Genomic DNA, 16,715 nt, shown 5'->3' on the forward strand with positions numbered 1-16,715 from the left:
AGCCCGTGATTAAACCCGATATCCGTCTTCGGCGCGGGGGGCAGCGCGAAGGCGGCACACGCACGACGACGAGTATGGCCCGATTGGGTGTGTCAGCGCACTGACCCCAACCCTGTGGATGCTGCCTACTAACCGGCGCATCCGTGCCGTGGACGCGTCGTCACCGAAGGGGGTGGCCGGCTGGCCTATGCGCTGTGGCACGCAGGCGCCGGGTGAAAGAACAAAGAGAGTGAAAGAATGGACACGATGATGCGGCCTATCTCGTTTGATGGGCATTTCGGCTGGCTTCATGGCGCGCTGGCTGGCGATCCGGGAGAGGTGGGCTGGGGCGTGGTGCTGTGCAGCCCGCTCGGGCATGAAGCATTATGGTTGCACCAGATGATGCGGCAATTGGCCGAGCGGTTGGCGTCGCGGCGCATTCCGGTGCTGCGCTTTGACTATGCAGGCACCGGCGATTCGCTGGATCACGACACGCTGGTCGAGCCGACCCGATGGACGGGTGAAGCGGTGAGCGCCGTCGAACATCTGCGTCGTGTGACAGGGGTGCAACGCATTGCGCTAATCGGGGCGCGCTACGGCGCGATGGTAGCCGCGCAGGCCGCGCCCCAGGTCGGCGCGCAGCGCGTCGTATTGATGGCGCCCATCGTCTCGGGCCGGCAGTTCGTGCGCGAACTCAAGGTGCTGCAGCAGACGTGGCGGGAGAAGACGGGCTCGCACGTGCAGACTGACGCGCCACCGGCTGGCGCATTCGATGTGCTCGGGCATCGGTTCGACCTGGCCGCGATGGAGCAGGTGGCGAAGCACGACTTGCGCCGCGTCCAGGCACCGCCTGCGGCGTCAGTGCTGATCATGCATGTTGACCCGCACGATCCGAGCCATGCGCTCGCCGATGTGTACCGGTCGCAGGGCGCACGTGTGGACGCTGGCTGGTTCGCCGAATACCCGGGCGCGATGCAGCCATCCTGGCTCGCCGAAGTACCGCAGGCTACGCTTGACGCCGTCACGCAGTGGCTGGTGAACGAAGAGGTGACGTCTCAGGCCGCCTCGGCGGGTGCATCGCGTCCCGCATCGCCGATACCGGTGTGTGCCGGTGCGCCGCTTCAGACTGACTGGATGGTGGAGCAGCCGGTCAAGTTGGATCAGGGCCGGTTGTTCGGCATCCTTTGCGAGCCGACGAGCAGATTAGGCCGTGCGCCGCTGGTGGTGATCCCCAACACGGCCGCCACGCATCATGTGGGGGACGGACGCTTCAATGTCGAGTTGGCACGCCAGCTCGCGCGTGCGGGGTTTGCTTCGCTGCGGCTTGATGCGAGCGGGCTGGGCGACAGCGCGGCGGCGGCTACACAGATCGATCCGGGCTCGTTGAGTTTCGACGTGCTGGCCGCCGACACGTCCGATGCGGTCGATTGGGCACGCTCGCGCGGCCATCCGGGCATTGCGGTGTTCGGTATTTGTTCCGGTGCCTACCTGGGCTTGCGCGCCGCGCTCGACAATGCGGCGATCCGGGGCTTGATGCTGGTGAACCTGCTCGGCTTTTCGTTTCCCGCTGGATTCACGATGCGCGACGCCGGCCGGGTGGGCGCCGGATCGACCCGCGCGCATTTCCGCTCGATGTGGCGCGCGCAGAAGTGGGCCCAAGTGTTGCGCGGCGAGGTCAGCTTGCGGCCGGTCATCGGCACGCTGTGCCGCTATGCGGTGGCGCGCACGCGGGGCCTCGCGGCCGCCTGGACGCAAGACATGCGGGATGCACCAGGCAGCAGCCAGCGGGCGCGGCGCCAGATGAAAGAGCTGGCCGCGCGCGGGGTTCGCGTGCAATTGCTGTTTAGTCCACTGGACCGTGGCCTGGACGAACTCGAGGTCCATTTCGGTCATGGTGGCCAACGGCTTGCACGGATTGGCGGTGCGCATGCCCGTGTGATACCCAACATGGACCATGAGGTGCTGAATTCGGCAGCACGCGAGCGCGTCGCGGCATTGTGCGAGGCGTTCCTCACGGAGCTTTTCGTCGACGTGCTCGATGAGCGGCAGGCTCACCCGCCGCTGCGCGCCGAGCTTGCCCGCGCGTCGTATGCGCACGCGCCTGTGCCGGCAGCTACGCCGACGCTGCCGTCTGAAGAGGCGATGCTATAGCGGGAACGCAGGGGCCGGATCGGTGCGATCCGGCCGAACGCGCTTGGCCGACGCGGTATTGGCCAGCCAACGTGGGAGAGCAATCAGCCCGCTCGTGCGAGTCGTTGGCCGCGTTGTGCGTCTGACGTCGCCAGTTCAGTCTGCAGCTGCTGGTAGCCTTCCATGACCAGACTGGAAAACGCGGCGCGGAAGCGATCCGCAGAAAAGCGTTGCGCGTTGGCGCGGCAAGCGAGCGGCTCGAACGTGCCGTGGGGCAGCGCCTCGAACCGCTCGATGGCATCGATCAACGCAGGCGTGGTTTGCGCATCGAAGAACAGGCCGGTGGGTTGTGCGTCGGTATGGGCGCGTACCGATTCAAGTGCACCGCCCTTGCCGTAGGCAATGACGGGCGTGCCGCACGCCTGTGCTTCTACCGGTGAGATGCCGAAGTCCTCCTCGGCGGCGAATACGAAGGCCTTGGCACGCTGCAGGTGCGAATGCAGCACGTCAAAGGATTGATAGCCGAGCAGCGTCACGTTCGGGCCCGCTAGCGCGCGAATCTTGACCATCTCCGGGCCGTCGCCGATGACGACCAGCTTGCGCTGTGGCATCCGGGAAAACGCGTCCACGATCAGGTCAATGCGCTTGTAGGGCACCATCCTGGACGCGGTCAGATAGAAGTTCTCTTTGGCAGCATGCAACTGCAGGTGCTCGACGTCCACCGGCGGATAAATGACCGTCGAATCGCGACGATAAACTTTGCGGATGCGCCGCGCGACAAAACGGGAGTTTGCCGCGATTAGATCCACGCCGTTGGCTGAACGTGCGTCCCAGTTGCGGATGTAGTGCAGCAGCGCGCGCGCGAGCACGGATTTCACGCCGCGCGTGAGCCCTGCCTCGCTCAGGTACTGGTGCTGCAAATCCCATGCGTAGCGCACTGGCGAATGCACATAGCTCACGTGTAGCTGATCTGACCTGCCCCCTTGGTTAGGGCCAGCCGGCTTCTAGCAAAGTCCTTTTAAACCAGCTCCTGGAAAGCGGCAGGAGCATCCGCTGTTGCCCGATATTTCGCCGCAAACTGTGCGGGCGAAAGGTAATTCAGTGCGCTGTGCGGCCGTTGCTCGTTGTAGTCCTGGCGCCACGCGGCAATAAGCGCGCGAGCGTGCGCGAGACTCGTGAACCAGTGTTCGTTAAGGCATTCATCGCGGAACTTGCCGTTGAACGATTCGATGTAAGCATTCTGCGTCGGCTTGCCCGGCTGAATCAATTTTAAGCTCACCCCGTTAGCATACGCCCATTGATCAAGCGCCCGGCCCGTAAATTCCGGTCCCTGGTCCGTTCGCAGTGCTTTTGGATAGCCTCGGAAACGCGCGGCGCGCTCCAACACTCGCGCGACATACAAGCCGCACATGCCGTAGTCCACCACGATATCCACGGCCTCTTTGGTGAAATCGTCCACGATGGTCAGGCACTTCAGACGCCGCCCATTGGACAGCGCGTCCATCACAAAATCGATTGACCACACCTGGTTTGGTCCGCTTGGCAACGCCAACTGCTCGCGCTCAATCATGACGCCGTGGCGCCGTCGACGGCGCCGTACGGCAAGCCCCGCTTCACGATAAAGGCGATGCACGCGCTTATGGTTCGCCTGGATACCCTCGCGCTCCATCATCGCGTGTAATCGCCGATAACCGAACCGCCGACGCTCGTGCGCCAGTTCCACCAGGCGAGCCCTCAACACATCATTCTCGTGGTCCAGCTTCGCTTCGTAATGCAACACGCTGCGAGAAAGCCCGACAAGCCGGCAGGCGCGGCGCTCGGAGATATTCACCTTCTTGCGAATCGCCGCGACTGCTTCGCGCTTGGCTTGCGGGCTCAGGGCTTTCCCTTGACGACAACCTTTAACGCTTGCATATCGAGCATCGCCTCGGCCAGCAGCTTCTTCAGCCGCGCGTTCTCGGTTTCCAGCTCCTTGAGCCGGCGCGCTTCTGACACCTGCATGCCGCCAAACTTCGCGCGCCACGTGTAGAACGACGCGTCACTGAACCCGTATTGCCTGCACAACTCTTTGACCGGCCTGCCGGCCTCGGCTTCCTTCAGAAAACCGATGATCTGTTCTTCCGTAAAGCGCTTCTTCATGTTCGTCTTCTTCTCCGAAAACGAACTTTACTAAACTCCGGCCGGCCCTGTTTGCCGGGGGCAGGTCAGATCGGGCCCGTTTAGCACGCCCTTGGCCACGGCGTACGAGCTGGACAGGATCACGTCGTAGCCGGACAGATCAAATTGCTCGATCGCTAGCGGAAACAGCGGCAGGTAGCCGCGGTACTTGCGTCGGGCCATGGGCAGCTTCTGGATGAACGAAGTGTGGACCGGCTTGCCGCGCAGGCACGAGCGCTCTTCCAGGAAGTCGACCAGGCTAAAGATGTCCGCTTGCGGGAAACAGTCGATCATCTGGGCGAGCACCCGTTCGGCGCCGCCATGGACGACCAGCCAATCGTGAACAATCGCTACCTTCAAGCGTGGGTCCTCTCGGATTGGGTTTCGGCCTTGCGGCCGACGCGGTGTCGCCGCCGCGAGCGCCCTGTGCATCATGGCCATTCGGGCCATTATCGGCAGCACTCGGTGTTATCTATGTACGGGGGCGCACAATGATGCGCGTCGGTCACAATGGGGGGCTTTCCCAACCGGTGCACCGCGTGGCCAAGTCGCAACGTATTGAAAACCTGGTATGTGTCATAGCGGCTGACCGAACTGCCGTGGATCAGCCAAGATCAGCTAAGGTCAGTCAAGGCCGGGAAGGACAAGATCCGCCGGGAAATTGACATCGGCGTGGCACCGAGCGCATGGCCGCTCAGTGCCGCGTGGGCAGTGCGAGGTAGCGTTCGAGCCGGTGCTGGAGCCCTTCGAGCAGGTGGCACAGCACCCAGTACACGCTTGCCGCGCCGACATAGAGTGGCAGCGGCTGGTAGGTGGCCGCGATCACTTCCTGCGCGCTGCGCAGCAGCTCGGTCACGGTGATCACCGACACTAGTGAGGTGTCCTTGACCAGGCTGATTAGGCTATTGGACAAGCTCGGCACCGCGATACGCAGCGCCTGAGGCCCGACCACGTAGCGCAGCGTCTGCTGGCGCGACAGGCCTAGGCTGTACGCGGCGAGCCATTGGCCGCGTGCGATGCCCAGGATTGCGCCGCGCATGCTCTCGGACAGGTACGCGGAGACGTTCGCGGACAACGCCAGCACGCCGGCCGGCGTCGGATCCAACTCGATCCCCACGCTCGGCAGGCCGTAGTAGACAACGAAGATCTGCACCAGCAGCGGCGTGCCGCGCAAGATGCTGACGTATGCGCGTGCGGCGCCCACCGGCCAACGCCGTTCGCTGATGCTCATCAGCGCGATGACCATGCCGCCGGCTAGCCCAAATGCCATCGATAACAGCGCAAACTTGATCGTCAGCAACGCACCCGCGGCGAGCGCGGGTGCGGACTGCAGCAATAACGTCAACGGTGACATCGAGGTGGCGGCTTACTTCAGTGGTCGGGTCACGTCGAGGCCGAACCACTTGTCGGAGATCTTCGGCAGCGTCCCGTCGGCCTCGAGTTGCGCAATGGCGTCGTCAATGGCCTTGGCGAACTTGGGGTTGCCTTTCTTAAATGGGATACCCACCTTTTCCTGTTGGCCCAGCGTGCCGCTTGCACGCAATGGTAACGCGTTGGTCTTGATCAGGTAGGCGAGCATCAGCCGGTCGTTGAGCGCCGCGTCGATGCGGCCCGCCGCCAGATCGCGCAGATATTCGGGCGCACCCGGGTAGGTCTTCACCTCGATGCCAGGCACCGACTTGGCCATGTCGTTGTAGTTTGAGCCTAAGCTCACGCCAAGCTTCTTGCCTTTCAGGTTGTCGAGTGATTTGAACTGGCGCGAATCGTCCTTGCGCTGGATCAGTTGCGCGACCGAGTACGTATAGGGCTGCGAAAAGTCGAACGTCTGCTGCCGCACGGGCGTGATACCGACCTGGTTCGCGATCACGTCGAACTTGCCGGCCTGCAGTCCGGCGATGATGCCGCTCCATTCAGTGGTGATGAACTCGGGCTTCACGCCGAGCCGCAGCGCGATCGCCTTGGCCACGTCCACGTCGTAGCCGACAAGTTCGCCATGGGCGTCGCGGGAGTTGAATGGCGGATAAGTCCCTTCGAGACCGATGCGTAGCGTGCCGCGCGCTTTGACCTGGTCGAGTAGGTCGGCGGCTGGTGCCGCCACGGCGGCCGCACCGAGTGCGCCGCCGACCAGCGTCGCGGCGAGCCATTTCCTGAGCAGCGAAAGTTTCATCGTTTTCCCTCTTGGCGGGTAGTGACAGATGGCGGTTATCATAACGAAACCGACATTAAAACTTAAATATCAATTTCAGATGCCTATATTACGTGTGGATTGCGATGGCTAGCGGTGGCACGCACGCATTCGGCCACCAGCGTCGGGCCGCGGTAGATCAGGCCGGTATAAAGCTGCACCAACGATGCACCGGCTGCAAGCTTTGCGTTCGCGTCCTCGCCACTCAAAATCCCGCCTACGCCGATGATCGGCACCGCGTCGCCCAATTGCGCGTGCAATTGCTGGATCACTCGGTTGGATGGGTCGAACACCGGCCGCCCGGACAGGCCGCCAGCTTCGTCGCCATTGCGCAGGCCCTGCACCGCGGTGCGCGACAGCGTGGTATTGGTCGCGATCACGCCATCGATACGGTGCCGCAGCAGCGTGTTTGCAATCGACTTGATCTGTTCGTCGTCAAGATCTGGCGCGATTTTCAGCGCCAGCGGCACCTGCTTGCCGTGTCGGTCCGCCAGCCGCTGTTGCTTGTCCTTAAGCGCGCCCAGTAGCGCATCCAGTTCGCCGGCCGCTTGCAACTGGCGCAGGTTCTTGGTATTCGGCGACGAGATATTGATCGCCACATAGCTGGCGAACGGATAGACGCGCTCCAGGCAGTACAGGTAGTCGTCGAGCGCGCGCTCGATTGGCGTATCGGCATTCTTGCCAATGTTTAGCCCCAACACGCCACGATAGCGTGCGGCTCGCACGTTGGCGACGAACGCGTCCACGCCATGGTTGTTGAAGCCCATCCGGTTGATCAACGCATCGGCCTGGGGCAGGCGGAACAGTCGCGGGCGCGGATTGCCCGGTTGCGGGCGCGGTGTCACCGTGCCGACCTCGATAAAGCCAAAGCCGAGCGCCGCCAAACCGTCGATGCAAGCACCGTCCTTGTCCAGGCCAGCGGCAAGCCCCACCGGGTTGCGGAATGTCAAGCCCATCACGGTGCGCGGCGCATCGGGCGCGTGCGGGGCGAGGCAACGCGCGAGGCCGGCGCGGGCGGCCACGCCCAGCAGGCGCAGCGTCAAGTGATGGGCGTCCTCCGCATCCATGCGGAACAGGCGCGCCCGGGCGAGCGGATAAAGGGAACTGAGCACGGAAGTGGGCTGGGCCGACGGCCCTGAGTCGAAAGCCCGCTATTTTACCGGGCGCGCAAGCTGTTCGATGGCGGCATCGAGCGGCGGCGTGTCGGCCCCTGCCGGCTCCAGATCGCGCCATTGACCCTCGACCAATCCCTCGAGCGGCCTGAAATTCGCCTTGTACGCCATCTTACTGCTTTCACGAATCCAGTAGCCCAAGTACACGTACGGCAACTTCAGACTGCGTGCCTGCTCGATCTGCCACAGGATGTTGTAGGTACCGAAGCTCGAGCGCTCGACATCGGGTTCGTAGAACGCATAGACTGAGGACAAGCCATCGCCGAGGATGTCAATCATACTGACCATGCGCAGTTTGCCCTTGCGCAGGCTCGCGCCTTCGCGCACCGCACGCGAGCGCGCCGTGCCGCGTGGCTCGTACGGCTCGCGGAACTCGACCAGCCGCGAGTTGATGCGGCTTTGCAATAGGAACTGCTCGTACTGATCGCGGCTGTCATGATCCATTCCGCCGCCGGTATGCCGGGCGGCTTGGTAGCGCATGTACAACGCGTAGTGTTCCTCGTCGTATTGCAGCGGCGAGACCGTCGCGATTAACTCATGATGGCGGCGCCACACCTTGCGCTGGGTGCGGCTTGCATCGAAGCGCTCGACGGGCACGCGCACCGACACGCAGGCGCGGCAGCCGTCGCAATAGGGCCGGTAAGTGAAGACCCCAGAGCGCCGGAAGCCTGCCTTCACCAACTCGGTGTAGACATCTGAGTTGATCAGATGGCTTGGCGTGGCGACCTGTGAACGCGCAATGCGTCCTTCTAGGTAGCTGCAGGGGTAGGGCGCTGTCGCATAGAATTGCAGCGCCGACAGTGGCGATATCGGCAGTTCGTTAAGGTAGGTCACGTCAGCCCTTCACACAGCAATCGTTTGCCCAATATGTGGCGACATCAGATCGCTTCGGTGCCGATGGCCTGTTTGCGGCGGCCAAGTCCAGCTAGCACACGAGGCTGTAACAACGGTATCACGAAATGATGGCAGGTTGTGCCACAGGTCCCCCGAGCGGCATAGTCGAAGGCTTCCACCGTACGCGGGCTCTTGCCAAGCAGCAGCGTGTCACTTATAAGGCCGCCACTGCGATAAGCTTATCGGACAGCGTGGGCCAGCGCACCGCGTTGCATCGGACGCGCAGCTTGCAAATTGCTTTCAACTCCAGCGGCAGCACCCGGTCGCGCGGTCCGGGCACGCTAGTCGTGACTGTTGTTCCAGTATCGATGCAGCACGCGCTTATCAAATTGCCACGGGATTGACGAGTGCCGTATCGCGGCATGCATGTGGGTGATAAACGTGCGACGCGATACTTCACGCGCGCCTAGCGAGGCAAGGTGAGCGGTGTTTTGTTGACAATCGATCATGTCAACCTGGTGCTCGTGCAAATGCGCGATGAGCGCGGCGAGCGCGATCTTCGACGCGTCCGTACGGTGGGCGAACATCGATTCGCCGTAGAACATGCGACCCAAGCTCACGCCGTACAGGCCGCCGACGCGTCGGCCCTCGACCCAGGTCTCGACGCTATGCGCCAGGCCGGCTCGGTGCAACGCCTCATAGGCGGCGATCACTTCGGGCGTGATCCACGTGCCATGCTGCCCATGCCGGTTCACGTTTGCACATGCGTGCATCACATCGGCAAAGCCAGCGTCCACGCGGATCTCCCATGAAGGCTCGCGCAGGACTTTTTTCAGGGTCTTGCGCAGCGACATCGACACCCTGAATTCGCTGGGCACCAGGATCATGCGCGGATCGGGGCTCCACCACAGCACGGGCTGGCCCTTCGCGTACCACGGGAAGATGCCGTGCTGGTACGCATCGAGCAGTTGTCGCGGATCCAGTTCGGCACTCGCGGCGAGCAGGCCGGGTGCGCCGCTGGCTTCGTCCAGCGCGCGCTCAAGCGGCGGAAACGGATCGTCGGGGCTGAGCCAGGGGACCATAGTGAGATCGGCGTGCCGGCACGGGCGTTGCGCCGCGACGCTGCGCGACGTATGACCCGCGCGCGGGACTAGCTGCCACGCAGTGAACGAAAGATGTCGCCGGTGTGCAGGCCGAAGCCGCCCGCGACGCGATCGGCGAAGAAAAAGCGCAGCGTTTGCCCAACGGTTGGGAACGCGATTTCATCCCAAGGGATATCTGCTTCATCGAATAGCCGCACCTCCAGGCTTTCCTCGCCGGCCTGCACGTCGATGTCGAGCAGCCGCGCGAGGTAGAACAGGTGAACCTGGTGCACATGTGGCACATTGAGCAGCGTGAACAGTGTTTGAACCTCGACGCGCGCGCCCGCTTCTTCCAGCGTCTCGCGTGCGGCCCCCTCCGCTGTCGTCTCGCCGATTTCCATGAAGCCAGCCGGCAATGTCCAGTAGCCATAGCGCGGTTCGATCGCGCGGCGGCACAGGAGCACCTTGTTGTCCCAAACCGGGACTGTTCCGACCACGTTACGCGGATTCTGATAGTGAATTGTATTGCAGCTGTCGCACACGAAGCGCTCGCGGTTGTCGCCGGGAGGCACGCGCAGACTCACCACGTGGCCGCAGACAGAACAAAATTTCATCGATCGAGGGTCGGTGGGACAATGGTGCGCAGTTTAACATCGGGCGCGTGGCCGACATTTGGCGTTTTGCATTGCCGACGGTCTAGCGCGCCCGCGATCGGCTCGCCTGCGTCGCCAATAAAGGCGCGACGCATGTCGATAGGCAGCGGGAGGGTTCTATGGCTGCGAAAGGCCTTACATCAACGCGGAAACGGCTACGGTTTTGATCAAACGCGCCCGAACTGCTTTTGCGGCCTCAGATTGGCTCAATGGCTCGCCGAATCCCGCATCCGGCGAGGGGGCCTCGCTGGGATAAACAAAGCAAAAATCCCGGGTTTCGGGCGAAATCCGGGATTTGCGAAAAATGACTTGGTTGCGGGGGTAGGATTTGAACCTACGACCTTCGGGTTATGAGCCCGACGAGCTGCCAGACTGCTCCACCCCGCGTCCGTCGAAGAATTAAATTATACACAGGTCCGTTCTGCGGTGCAAGGACATGCAGCGCGGAATGTCAAAGCAACATGAGACTGCCTGGTTCGCGAATGCACTGTGCAGCGCCGCCATGCCGCTAGAATGATGGTTTATGCAAGCGCCTACGACTGCATCGGCTTCATCTTGACCGGCTTTGCCGACTTCTTATTGACCGGCGGCATGGCTGGCCGGACCCATTGCCCATGAACATCACTCGAGACCTGCAGCACATTGCCCTTCAGGAAAAGACGCTCGTCGCGCCACGCTTTGACGCGGATTTTGGATGGCAGATCGGCGCACACTTGCATGAGCTTGCCAAGGCGAGGGCGCATGCGGTCGCGATCGACGTGTGCACCTTCGGCCATCCGGTGTTTTACTGTGCGTTGCAGGGCGCGACACCGGATAATGCGCGGTGGGTGCGCCGCAAGCGCAATACGGTCGCGCATTTCCGGCGTAGTTCGTACGCGGTGGGCCTGCGCCTTGCACAGTCCGGCGCCACGCTGGCCGACAAGTATGGCTTGTCGTGCGCCGACTATGCCCCGCACGGCGGCGCGTTTCCATTGACCGTGCATGGCGCGGGCGTGATCGGTTCGGTGACCTGCCCCCTTGGTTAGGGCCAGCCGGCTTCTAGCAAAGTCCTTTTAAACCAGCTCCTGGAAAGCGGCAGGAGCATCCGCTGTTGCCCGATATTTCGCCGCAAACTGTGCGGGCGAAAGGTAATTCAGTGCGCTGTGCGGCCGTTGCTCGTTGTAGTCCTGGCGCCACGCGGCAATAAGCGCGCGAGCGTGCGCGAGACTCGTGAACCAGTGTTCGTTAAGGCATTCATCGCGGAACTTGCCGTTGAACGATTCGATGTAAGCATTCTGCGTCGGCTTGCCCGGCTGAATCAATTTTAAGCTCACCCCGTTAGCATACGCCCATTGATCAAGCGCCCGGCCCGTAAATTCCGGTCCCTGGTCCGTTCGCAGTGCTTTTGGATAGCCTCGGAAACGCGCGGCGCGCTCCAACACTCGCGCGACATACAAGCCGCACATGCCGTAGTCCACCACGATATCCACGGCCTCTTTGGTGAAATCGTCCACGATGGTCAGGCACTTCAGACGCCGCCCATTGGACAGCGCGTCCATCACAAAATCGATTGACCACACCTGGTTTGGTCCGCTTGGCAACGCCAACTGCTCGCGCTCAATCATGACGCCGTGGCGCCGTCGACGGCGCCGTACGGCAAGCCCCGCTTCACGATAAAGGCGATGCACGCGCTTATGGTTCGCCTGGATACCCTCGCGCTCCATCATCGCGTGTAATCGCCGATAACCGAACCGCCGACGCTCGTGCGCCAGTTCCACCAGGCGAGCCCTCAACACATCATTCTCGTGGTCCAGCTTCGCTTCGTAATGCAACACGCTGCGAGAAAGCCCGACAAGCCGGCAGGCGCGGCGCTCGGAGATATTCACCTTCTTGCGAATCGCCGCGACTGCTTCGCGCTTGGCTTGCGGGCTCAGGGCTTTCCCTTGACGACAACCTTTAACGCTTGCATATCGAGCATCGCCTCGGCCAGCAGCTTCTTCAGCCGCGCGTTCTCGGTTTCCAGCTCCTTGAGCCGGCGCGCTTCTGACACCTGCATGCCGCCAAACTTCGCGCGCCACGTGTAGAACGACGCGTCACTGAACCCGTATTGCCTGCACAACTCTTTGACCGGCCTGCCGGCCTCGGCTTCCTTCAGAAAACCGATGATCTGTTCTTCCGTAAAGCGCTTCTTCATGTTCGTCTTCTTCTCCGAAAACGAACTTTACTAAACTCCGGCCGGCCCTGTTTGCCGGGGGCAGGTCATCGGTGACCGTGTCGGGCCTTGCGCAACGCCAGGACCACGAGCTCGTGGTGGAAGCGCTCTGTGCGCTGCTTGGGCACGATTACAGCGGATTGGCGTTGCCGCACGACTGAATCGGCACCCCGACTATCGGCCGACTTGGCTGGCCATGCCGTGGCTCGCTAAAATGAGAATCCCCGTCCGATTTCTGAGGCTGGCATGCAGATTGATTTTCCCGCTGAAGCCGGAGCGTACCGCGACAGCAATCTGACCGTGGAGTTCGATGCCATTGTCAATGGCGAACGGGTGCGCTGCGCCATCTCCGTTGAAGCCCTGGAGGATCACTTCGGTGTGGTATCGAATGACCGCGACGGCTGGATCCGCGCGTTCGACCGGGGCCGCGCGCGTATCCTCGAAACAGCGCGCGAGCATTTGAAGCGCTGCGACGGACACCCGGTGCTGCTCAAGAGCGGTCATTTTCGTCCTGGCGACGCGTTACGGGGCTGACCAGCGTGCACCGCCGGGCCGCGGGCCGCACGGTGGCCCTGCCGGCTACGGACGATGCGCCGCGCCGCTGCTGTAGCCTGTCGTATCGTCGCGCTGCACGGTCGCAACGGCGTTTCGGCCTTGCTTGAGCAGGCTTGCGTGCCGCAGGCGGTTTATGACGGCTTGTCACTGTCCGTCATGAACGCGCGCATGAACACCAGCGCGCCGAATCCCCACATCGCGTTGACGACGAAACCGAGCGCGAGGCGTGGCAGCATGTTGCCGCTTGGCCAGATGCCGCGGATCGGATCGAGCACGAACACCGTCGTTGCGGTCAGCACGACGCCACCGAATACGAAGGAGCCGAGCCACGGCGCAGGCCGTTGCGGACCGACGCGCAGCAGCCACGCCAGCACGATGCCCCATAGCGCGCCGAGCAGCGCGGTGAGCAGGAACGCAGGGACGCCGAGAGGCGCGAACGGTGTGGTCGAGAACGGCAATTGGTCGGTCAATTCGGCCGCGTGCAGTAACGCGATCGTTGCCTCGTGAAAAAACAGTACGGCGAGAAAGCCGGCAATGAACGGCAAAATGACGCTTTGCATGGTGGGATTCGCAGATGGCAGGTGCGCGCTTGCACGCTCAGGATGTTCATTATAGTGACCTCACGTGGGGGCGCGCCATATTACGAATTGCCACAACTGAAACGGAAAAAATAGACAGTTTGTCCGGTTTCAAAGAGTCTGGATTAACTTGCGCCGACATCCTTCTGGCATCGGGACTGCATTCCATGTCTCACGCATGCTAGCTTTTGAGAAATTTCCCTTAGCGGCTCTTGAAGCAATCGTGAGACGCCCTGACAGGATGGGTGGACACGCTGCGGAAAATTGCGTTCTTGGCGAGCAAAAGAAACTCGGAAGAAGCGAGAAGATCTGGAACCGTTCGCCGCAAGACGGGCGAGCGCTTGGACGGGATCAACGTCGCATCGGCCATCCGGCGTAAGTGCCGGGGCTTACCTCGTAGCAGCTAGCGGCCCTTTACGTATGGCTGCTTTGCGGTAGTCGCAACATTAACGTCATAGAATGCACTGGCGAGGATTGAAATCCGTAGCGCTCGTAGAACTGACGTGCACGCTCATGCAGCGCATGGACAAGCAAGGCCCGAACGCCAACATTCTCCGATACGGCCTGTACTCGGTATACCGCTTCTTGCAGCAAGGCCGCACCGAGTTTAATGCCCCGAGCCCGTAGATCGACTGCAAGCCGAGCCAGTACCATGACCGGAACCGGATCCGGCATATTGCGACGAATCGCGCCGGTGGCTTGCTGATGTGAAACCGCCCCTGCTGCCAACGCATAGTAGCCGAAGACGCGCTGGCCAGCATCAACCGCGACAAACGTACGACTGGTCCCGCTCAGGTGATTGATTAACGCTCGACGCTTAAGCCACTCATTCAAAGCTGGTTCGCCACAGTCAAACTCATCAAGCTGATGCTGAGCGCATAGGGACTGCGGGGCAAAAAGTTCCACGCTCACTTCCAGGGAGCCTTAATGTTCATCAAGCGCTGAAGGCCCGGATTGGCGCTTTGCGGCGCATCTAACATGGCCACGAACTGCTGGAACTTGTCAGCGTCTAAATGGAAAAAGACCCGATCCAGCACAACCGCTTGTGCGCGCTCGCACGCGACTTCGAGCATGAAGTCAGAGCGGTTTTTGCCTAGTAAGCTTGCGGCATGGTCGATCAGATCGCGCTGTTCAGGCAGGGCACGTAGATTGATAGCGGCGTCTCGCATGCTAGCTCCTTGTATATACAACAGATACACTATATGAATGTATATCTGTTGTCAACACGATAGAGCCGTTGGTCAGCATGGGTGCGGCGCCCTGGATCCGCACGCGGCAACGTGTTGCTTTTGCTACAAGCGTCTTGACTGAACAGAGACCTACGCCCCGTAAGATGCGCTTTAAAAAGCGTGGATCAGTTCTTCAACCCGTAAAACAACTGGACTAGTGCGTGCTTTGCCTCGTCACTAATCTTGTGCAGCTAGGCGGGGTGAACCACCGCGGATTGTCATCGCGCGTCGATAGCGCAATCGTCGCTGCAGTTTAGCTGCTGCATGCCGTGCCGTGCTACCGGGCGATCGCGTCGCTTGGCAGGTGATCTCTCAGGATGCGGTCGTTGGTCTTTGAATCCGGGCGCTTGATCGGCATGTTGTCCGGGTTATTGGCCTTGCCTGCATCTTCAGGACGTTTTGACATGCCGCCTGCGCCACTGCTTGGGACTGGCGCAGACGACCCGATGTCCGCATGGGCGGATCTCGTACCGGATGAAACCGCTACAGCGGGCGACGCCGCCGCGCCGGCCAGAGTCGTCCAACCGGAGCGCGGTGCGGGATGGTCTGCCACGGAGCCGGCGGAGGGCGCAGCGATTGCGGAGGCGGTCGCCACTGCGACGCTGTATATGGCCAGCCATGTCATATGCCTCATCGCTTTCTCCTTTTGTCGCACCACAGCGGCCAGCGCCTGCGCGAACTCGATTCCATTCCCATTGAAGTATAAATCGCACCGCAGGATACTGCGCGCTGTTGCAGGCGCTGGCCACGCTGGTGGGAGGATGCTTTGAATTAGGGGCTCCCTAGGCTGTCGCGGGCGGGGTTTTTTGCGCAAAGACACGCGCAAGTGTGAGGCCACCGCAGAGACGATAAAATGTCGGTTTGCCCGCGATACTCGCGTATTCCACGACTGCTGCTCCGATGACCGACTTCGACACCCATCGTGCTCGACGCATCTGCGTCGCGCCGATGATGGACTGGACCGACCGCCATTGCCGCTATTTCCACCGGCAGTTATCCCGCCACGTCTACTTATACACGGAAATGGTGACGACTGGCGCCCTGCTGTTCGGCGACGTCGCACGACACCTGTCGTTCACGCCGCAGGAGGCCCCGATTGCTTTACAGCTCGGCGGCAGCGAGCCGGGCGAGCTTGCTCGCTGCGCGAAACTTGCAGAACAGTGGGGCTACGATGAAGTCAACCTGAATTGCGGCTGTCCGTCCGAGCGGGTGCAGCGCGGCGCGTTTGGCGCGTGCTTGATGCAGGAGGCAGCGTTGGTCGCCGATTGCGTGAAGGCAATGTGCGATGCTGTCGCGGTGCCCGTGACGGTCAAGCATCGGATCGGCGTGGACGCGATCGACAACTATGGGTTCGTGCGCGACTTCGTGGGCACGGTGGCGCAAGGTGGATGCCGCGTATTCATCGTGCACGCGCGCAACGCGATATTGAAGGGACTGTCGCCAAAAGAGAACCGCGAGATTCCACCGTTGAAGTATGACTACGCGTACCGGCTCAAGCGTGATTTCCCTGCACTCGAAATCGTCATCAATGGCGGCATCAAGACGCTGGATGAGGCGCATGAACACTTGCATCACATCGATGGCGCGATGATCGGACGCGAAGCCTATCATAACCCCTTTCTGCTGGCAGATGTGGATAGGCGCTTCTACGAGCCGTCGGCACTGGCGCGCACGCGCGGCGAGGTCGAACAGGCGATGATCGAGTACATTAGGGTCGAACAGGCTCGAGGTACCTACATCGGCGCCGTCACGCGGCATATGCTTGGGCTTTATCGCGACCAGCCTGGCGCGAGAGGTTGGCGCCGCGTATTATCGGATCATCGAAAACTGGCCACTGGCGATACGCGCATATTCGACGAGGCGCGCGCCATGTTGAATGCCCGCCCGGCCGGGCATGATCACATGGTGGAAGCGTATGCCGAGTGAAGTCAGTATCTGGACCGAATTTTTTGCGTCCCACCGCTAGCAAA

Annotated in this window: 15 protein-coding genes, 1 tRNA gene and 4 pseudogenes; 5 read left to right on the top strand and 15 right to left on the bottom strand. The window is 61.7% G+C overall.

Annotation, left to right across the window (positions count from 1 at the left end):
- The first annotated feature begins 237 nt into the window (after positions 1-237).
- The gene (locus IHE30_RS13400) at positions 238-2,130 is read left to right on the top strand and encodes a serine aminopeptidase domain-containing protein (protein ID WP_337691280.1); all 1,893 of its coding nucleotides are present in this window, start codon (positions 238-240) and stop codon (positions 2,128-2,130) included.
- A gap of 83 nt (positions 2,131-2,213) precedes the next feature.
- On the opposite strand, the pseudogene IHE30_RS13405 reads toward IHE30_RS13400, so the two are convergent.
- From IHE30_RS13405 to IHE30_RS13450, 10 genes and pseudogenes are all read right to left on the bottom strand, one after another.
- A pseudogene (locus tag IHE30_RS13405) lies at positions 2,214-3,080 on the bottom strand (glycosyltransferase); the annotation flags it as partial.
- 47 nt (positions 3,081-3,127) lie between these two features.
- A protein-coding gene (locus IHE30_RS13410; protein WP_337688634.1) for an IS3 family transposase occupies positions 3,128-4,248 on the bottom strand; the annotation gives its coding sequence in 2 pieces (ribosomal slippage) (positions 3,128-3,990 and positions 3,990-4,248; 1,122 coding nt in all).
- Between the two features lie 69 nt (positions 4,249-4,317).
- Positions 4,318-4,626, bottom strand: a pseudogene (locus IHE30_RS13415) (glycosyltransferase family 4 protein); the annotation flags it as partial.
- Positions 4,627-4,960: 334 nt separating this feature from the next.
- A complete protein-coding gene (locus IHE30_RS13420) occupies positions 4,961-5,620 on the bottom strand; it encodes an amino acid ABC transporter permease (RefSeq protein ID WP_337691282.1) in 660 nt (219 codons plus the stop codon).
- 12 nt (positions 5,621-5,632) lie between these two features.
- Entirely contained in the window at positions 5,633-6,433 is an 801-nt protein-coding gene (locus IHE30_RS13425) for a cystine ABC transporter substrate-binding protein (protein WP_337691283.1), read from the bottom strand.
- Positions 6,434-6,516: 83 nt separating this feature from the next.
- Entirely contained in the window at positions 6,517-7,563 is a 1,047-nt protein-coding gene (locus tag IHE30_RS13430; protein WP_337691285.1) for a quinone-dependent dihydroorotate dehydrogenase, read from the bottom strand.
- A gap of 39 nt (positions 7,564-7,602) precedes the next feature.
- Complete coding sequence (locus tag IHE30_RS13435) at positions 7,603-8,457, bottom strand: arginyltransferase (RefSeq protein WP_337691287.1); 855 nt, start codon at positions 8,455-8,457, stop codon at positions 7,603-7,605.
- Between the two features lie 341 nt (positions 8,458-8,798).
- Complete coding sequence (aat, locus tag IHE30_RS13440; RefSeq protein WP_337691288.1) at positions 8,799-9,539, bottom strand: leucyl/phenylalanyl-tRNA--protein transferase; 741 nt, start codon at positions 9,537-9,539, stop codon at positions 8,799-8,801.
- A 68-nt stretch (positions 9,540-9,607) separates the two neighbouring features.
- Positions 9,608-10,153 carry an NUDIX hydrolase gene (locus IHE30_RS13445; protein WP_337691290.1) on the bottom strand — a complete coding sequence of 182 codons (546 nt, stop codon included), beginning with the start codon at positions 10,151-10,153 and terminating at the stop codon, positions 9,608-9,610.
- A gap of 349 nt (positions 10,154-10,502) precedes the next feature.
- A tRNA-Met gene (locus IHE30_RS13450) sits at positions 10,503-10,579 on the bottom strand.
- A 227-nt stretch (positions 10,580-10,806) separates the two neighbouring features.
- Here IHE30_RS13450 and IHE30_RS13455 point away from each other — a divergent pair.
- Positions 10,807-11,202 (top strand): annotated as a pseudogene (locus IHE30_RS13455) (heme-degrading domain-containing protein); the annotation flags it as partial.
- Positions 11,203-11,244: 42 nt separating this feature from the next.
- Here IHE30_RS13455 and IHE30_RS13460 read toward each other — a convergent pair.
- Positions 11,245-12,365 (bottom strand): IS3 family transposase gene (locus tag IHE30_RS13460; protein ID WP_337688634.1). Its coding sequence is split into 2 segments (ribosomal slippage): positions 11,245-12,107 and positions 12,107-12,365, totalling 1,122 coding nucleotides; the frame shifts between segments, so codons are not numbered across the junction.
- A gap of 68 nt (positions 12,366-12,433) precedes the next feature.
- On the opposite strand from IHE30_RS13460, the pseudogene IHE30_RS15240 reads away from it, so the two are divergent.
- A pseudogene (locus IHE30_RS15240) lies at positions 12,434-12,544 on the top strand (heme-degrading domain-containing protein); the annotation flags it as partial.
- A gap of 85 nt (positions 12,545-12,629) precedes the next feature.
- Positions 12,630-12,917, top strand: coding sequence for a DUF1488 domain-containing protein (locus IHE30_RS13465; protein ID WP_337691291.1), 288 nt, complete (start codon positions 12,630-12,632; stop codon positions 12,915-12,917).
- A 152-nt stretch (positions 12,918-13,069) separates the two neighbouring features.
- Here IHE30_RS13465 and IHE30_RS13470 read toward each other — a convergent pair whose 3' ends face one another.
- The 4 genes from IHE30_RS13470 to IHE30_RS13485 all read right to left on the bottom strand — a co-directional run bounded on the left by IHE30_RS13470 (position 13,070) and on the right by IHE30_RS13485 (position 15,151).
- Positions 13,070-13,498 carry a hypothetical protein gene (locus IHE30_RS13470; RefSeq protein ID WP_337691293.1) on the bottom strand — a complete coding sequence of 143 codons (429 nt, stop codon included), beginning with the start codon at positions 13,496-13,498 and terminating at the stop codon, positions 13,070-13,072.
- A gap of 432 nt (positions 13,499-13,930) precedes the next feature.
- Positions 13,931-14,428 (bottom strand): GNAT family N-acetyltransferase, encoded by a 498-nt coding sequence (locus IHE30_RS13475; protein WP_337691294.1) that lies wholly within the window; start codon positions 14,426-14,428, stop codon positions 13,931-13,933.
- Positions 14,425-14,685, bottom strand: a complete 261-nt coding sequence (locus IHE30_RS13480; protein WP_337691295.1) for a type II toxin-antitoxin system TacA family antitoxin — start codon at positions 14,683-14,685, stop codon at positions 14,425-14,427. The genes IHE30_RS13475 and IHE30_RS13480 overlap by 4 nt, the downstream gene beginning before the upstream one ends.
- A 337-nt stretch (positions 14,686-15,022) precedes the next feature.
- Positions 15,023-15,151, bottom strand: a complete 129-nt coding sequence (locus IHE30_RS13485; RefSeq protein WP_255710750.1) for a hypothetical protein — start codon at positions 15,149-15,151, stop codon at positions 15,023-15,025.
- A gap of 494 nt (positions 15,152-15,645) precedes the next feature.
- On the opposite strand from IHE30_RS13485, the gene dusA reads away from it, so the two are divergent.
- Positions 15,646-16,671, top strand: coding sequence for a tRNA dihydrouridine(20/20a) synthase DusA (gene dusA, locus IHE30_RS13490; RefSeq protein WP_337691296.1), 1,026 nt, complete (start codon positions 15,646-15,648; stop codon positions 16,669-16,671).
- Positions 16,672-16,715 lie beyond the last annotated feature (44 nt).

Origin of the sequence: Mycetohabitans sp. B46, assembly GCF_037389205.1 — a bacterium.
Taxonomy (GTDB): domain Bacteria; phylum Pseudomonadota; class Gammaproteobacteria; order Burkholderiales; family Burkholderiaceae; genus Mycetohabitans.

What these genes read in the sequence shown, in the direction of transcription:
- IHE30_RS13470 (WP_337691293.1), bottom strand. Translation starts at nt 13,498, where the DNA reads ATGCAAAGCGTCATTTTGCCGTTCATTGCCGGCTTTCTCGCCGTACTG.
- IHE30_RS13420 (WP_337691282.1), bottom strand. Translation starts at nt 5,620, where the DNA reads ATGTCACCGTTGACGTTATTGCTGCAGTCCGCACCCGCGCTCGCCGCG.
- IHE30_RS13425 (WP_337691283.1), bottom strand. Translation starts at nt 6,433, where the DNA reads ATGAAACTTTCGCTGCTCAGGAAATGGCTCGCCGCGACGCTGGTCGGC.
- IHE30_RS13480 (WP_337691295.1), bottom strand. Translation starts at nt 14,685, where the DNA reads ATGCGAGACGCCGCTATCAATCTACGTGCCCTGCCTGAACAGCGCGAT.
- IHE30_RS13445 (WP_337691290.1), bottom strand. Translation starts at nt 10,153, where the DNA reads ATGAAATTTTGTTCTGTCTGCGGCCACGTGGTGAGTCTGCGCGTGCCT.
- IHE30_RS13485 (WP_255710750.1), bottom strand. Translation starts at nt 15,151, where the DNA reads ATGTCAAAACGTCCTGAAGATGCAGGCAAGGCCAATAACCCGGACAAC.
- IHE30_RS13465 (WP_337691291.1), top strand. Translation starts at nt 12,630, where the DNA reads ATGCAGATTGATTTTCCCGCTGAAGCCGGAGCGTACCGCGACAGCAAT.
- aat (WP_337691288.1), bottom strand. Translation starts at nt 9,539, where the DNA reads ATGGTCCCCTGGCTCAGCCCCGACGATCCGTTTCCGCCGCTTGAGCGC.
- dusA (WP_337691296.1), top strand. Translation starts at nt 15,646, where the DNA reads ATGACCGACTTCGACACCCATCGTGCTCGACGCATCTGCGTCGCGCCG.
- IHE30_RS13400 (WP_337691280.1), top strand. Translation starts at nt 238, where the DNA reads ATGGACACGATGATGCGGCCTATCTCGTTTGATGGGCATTTCGGCTGG.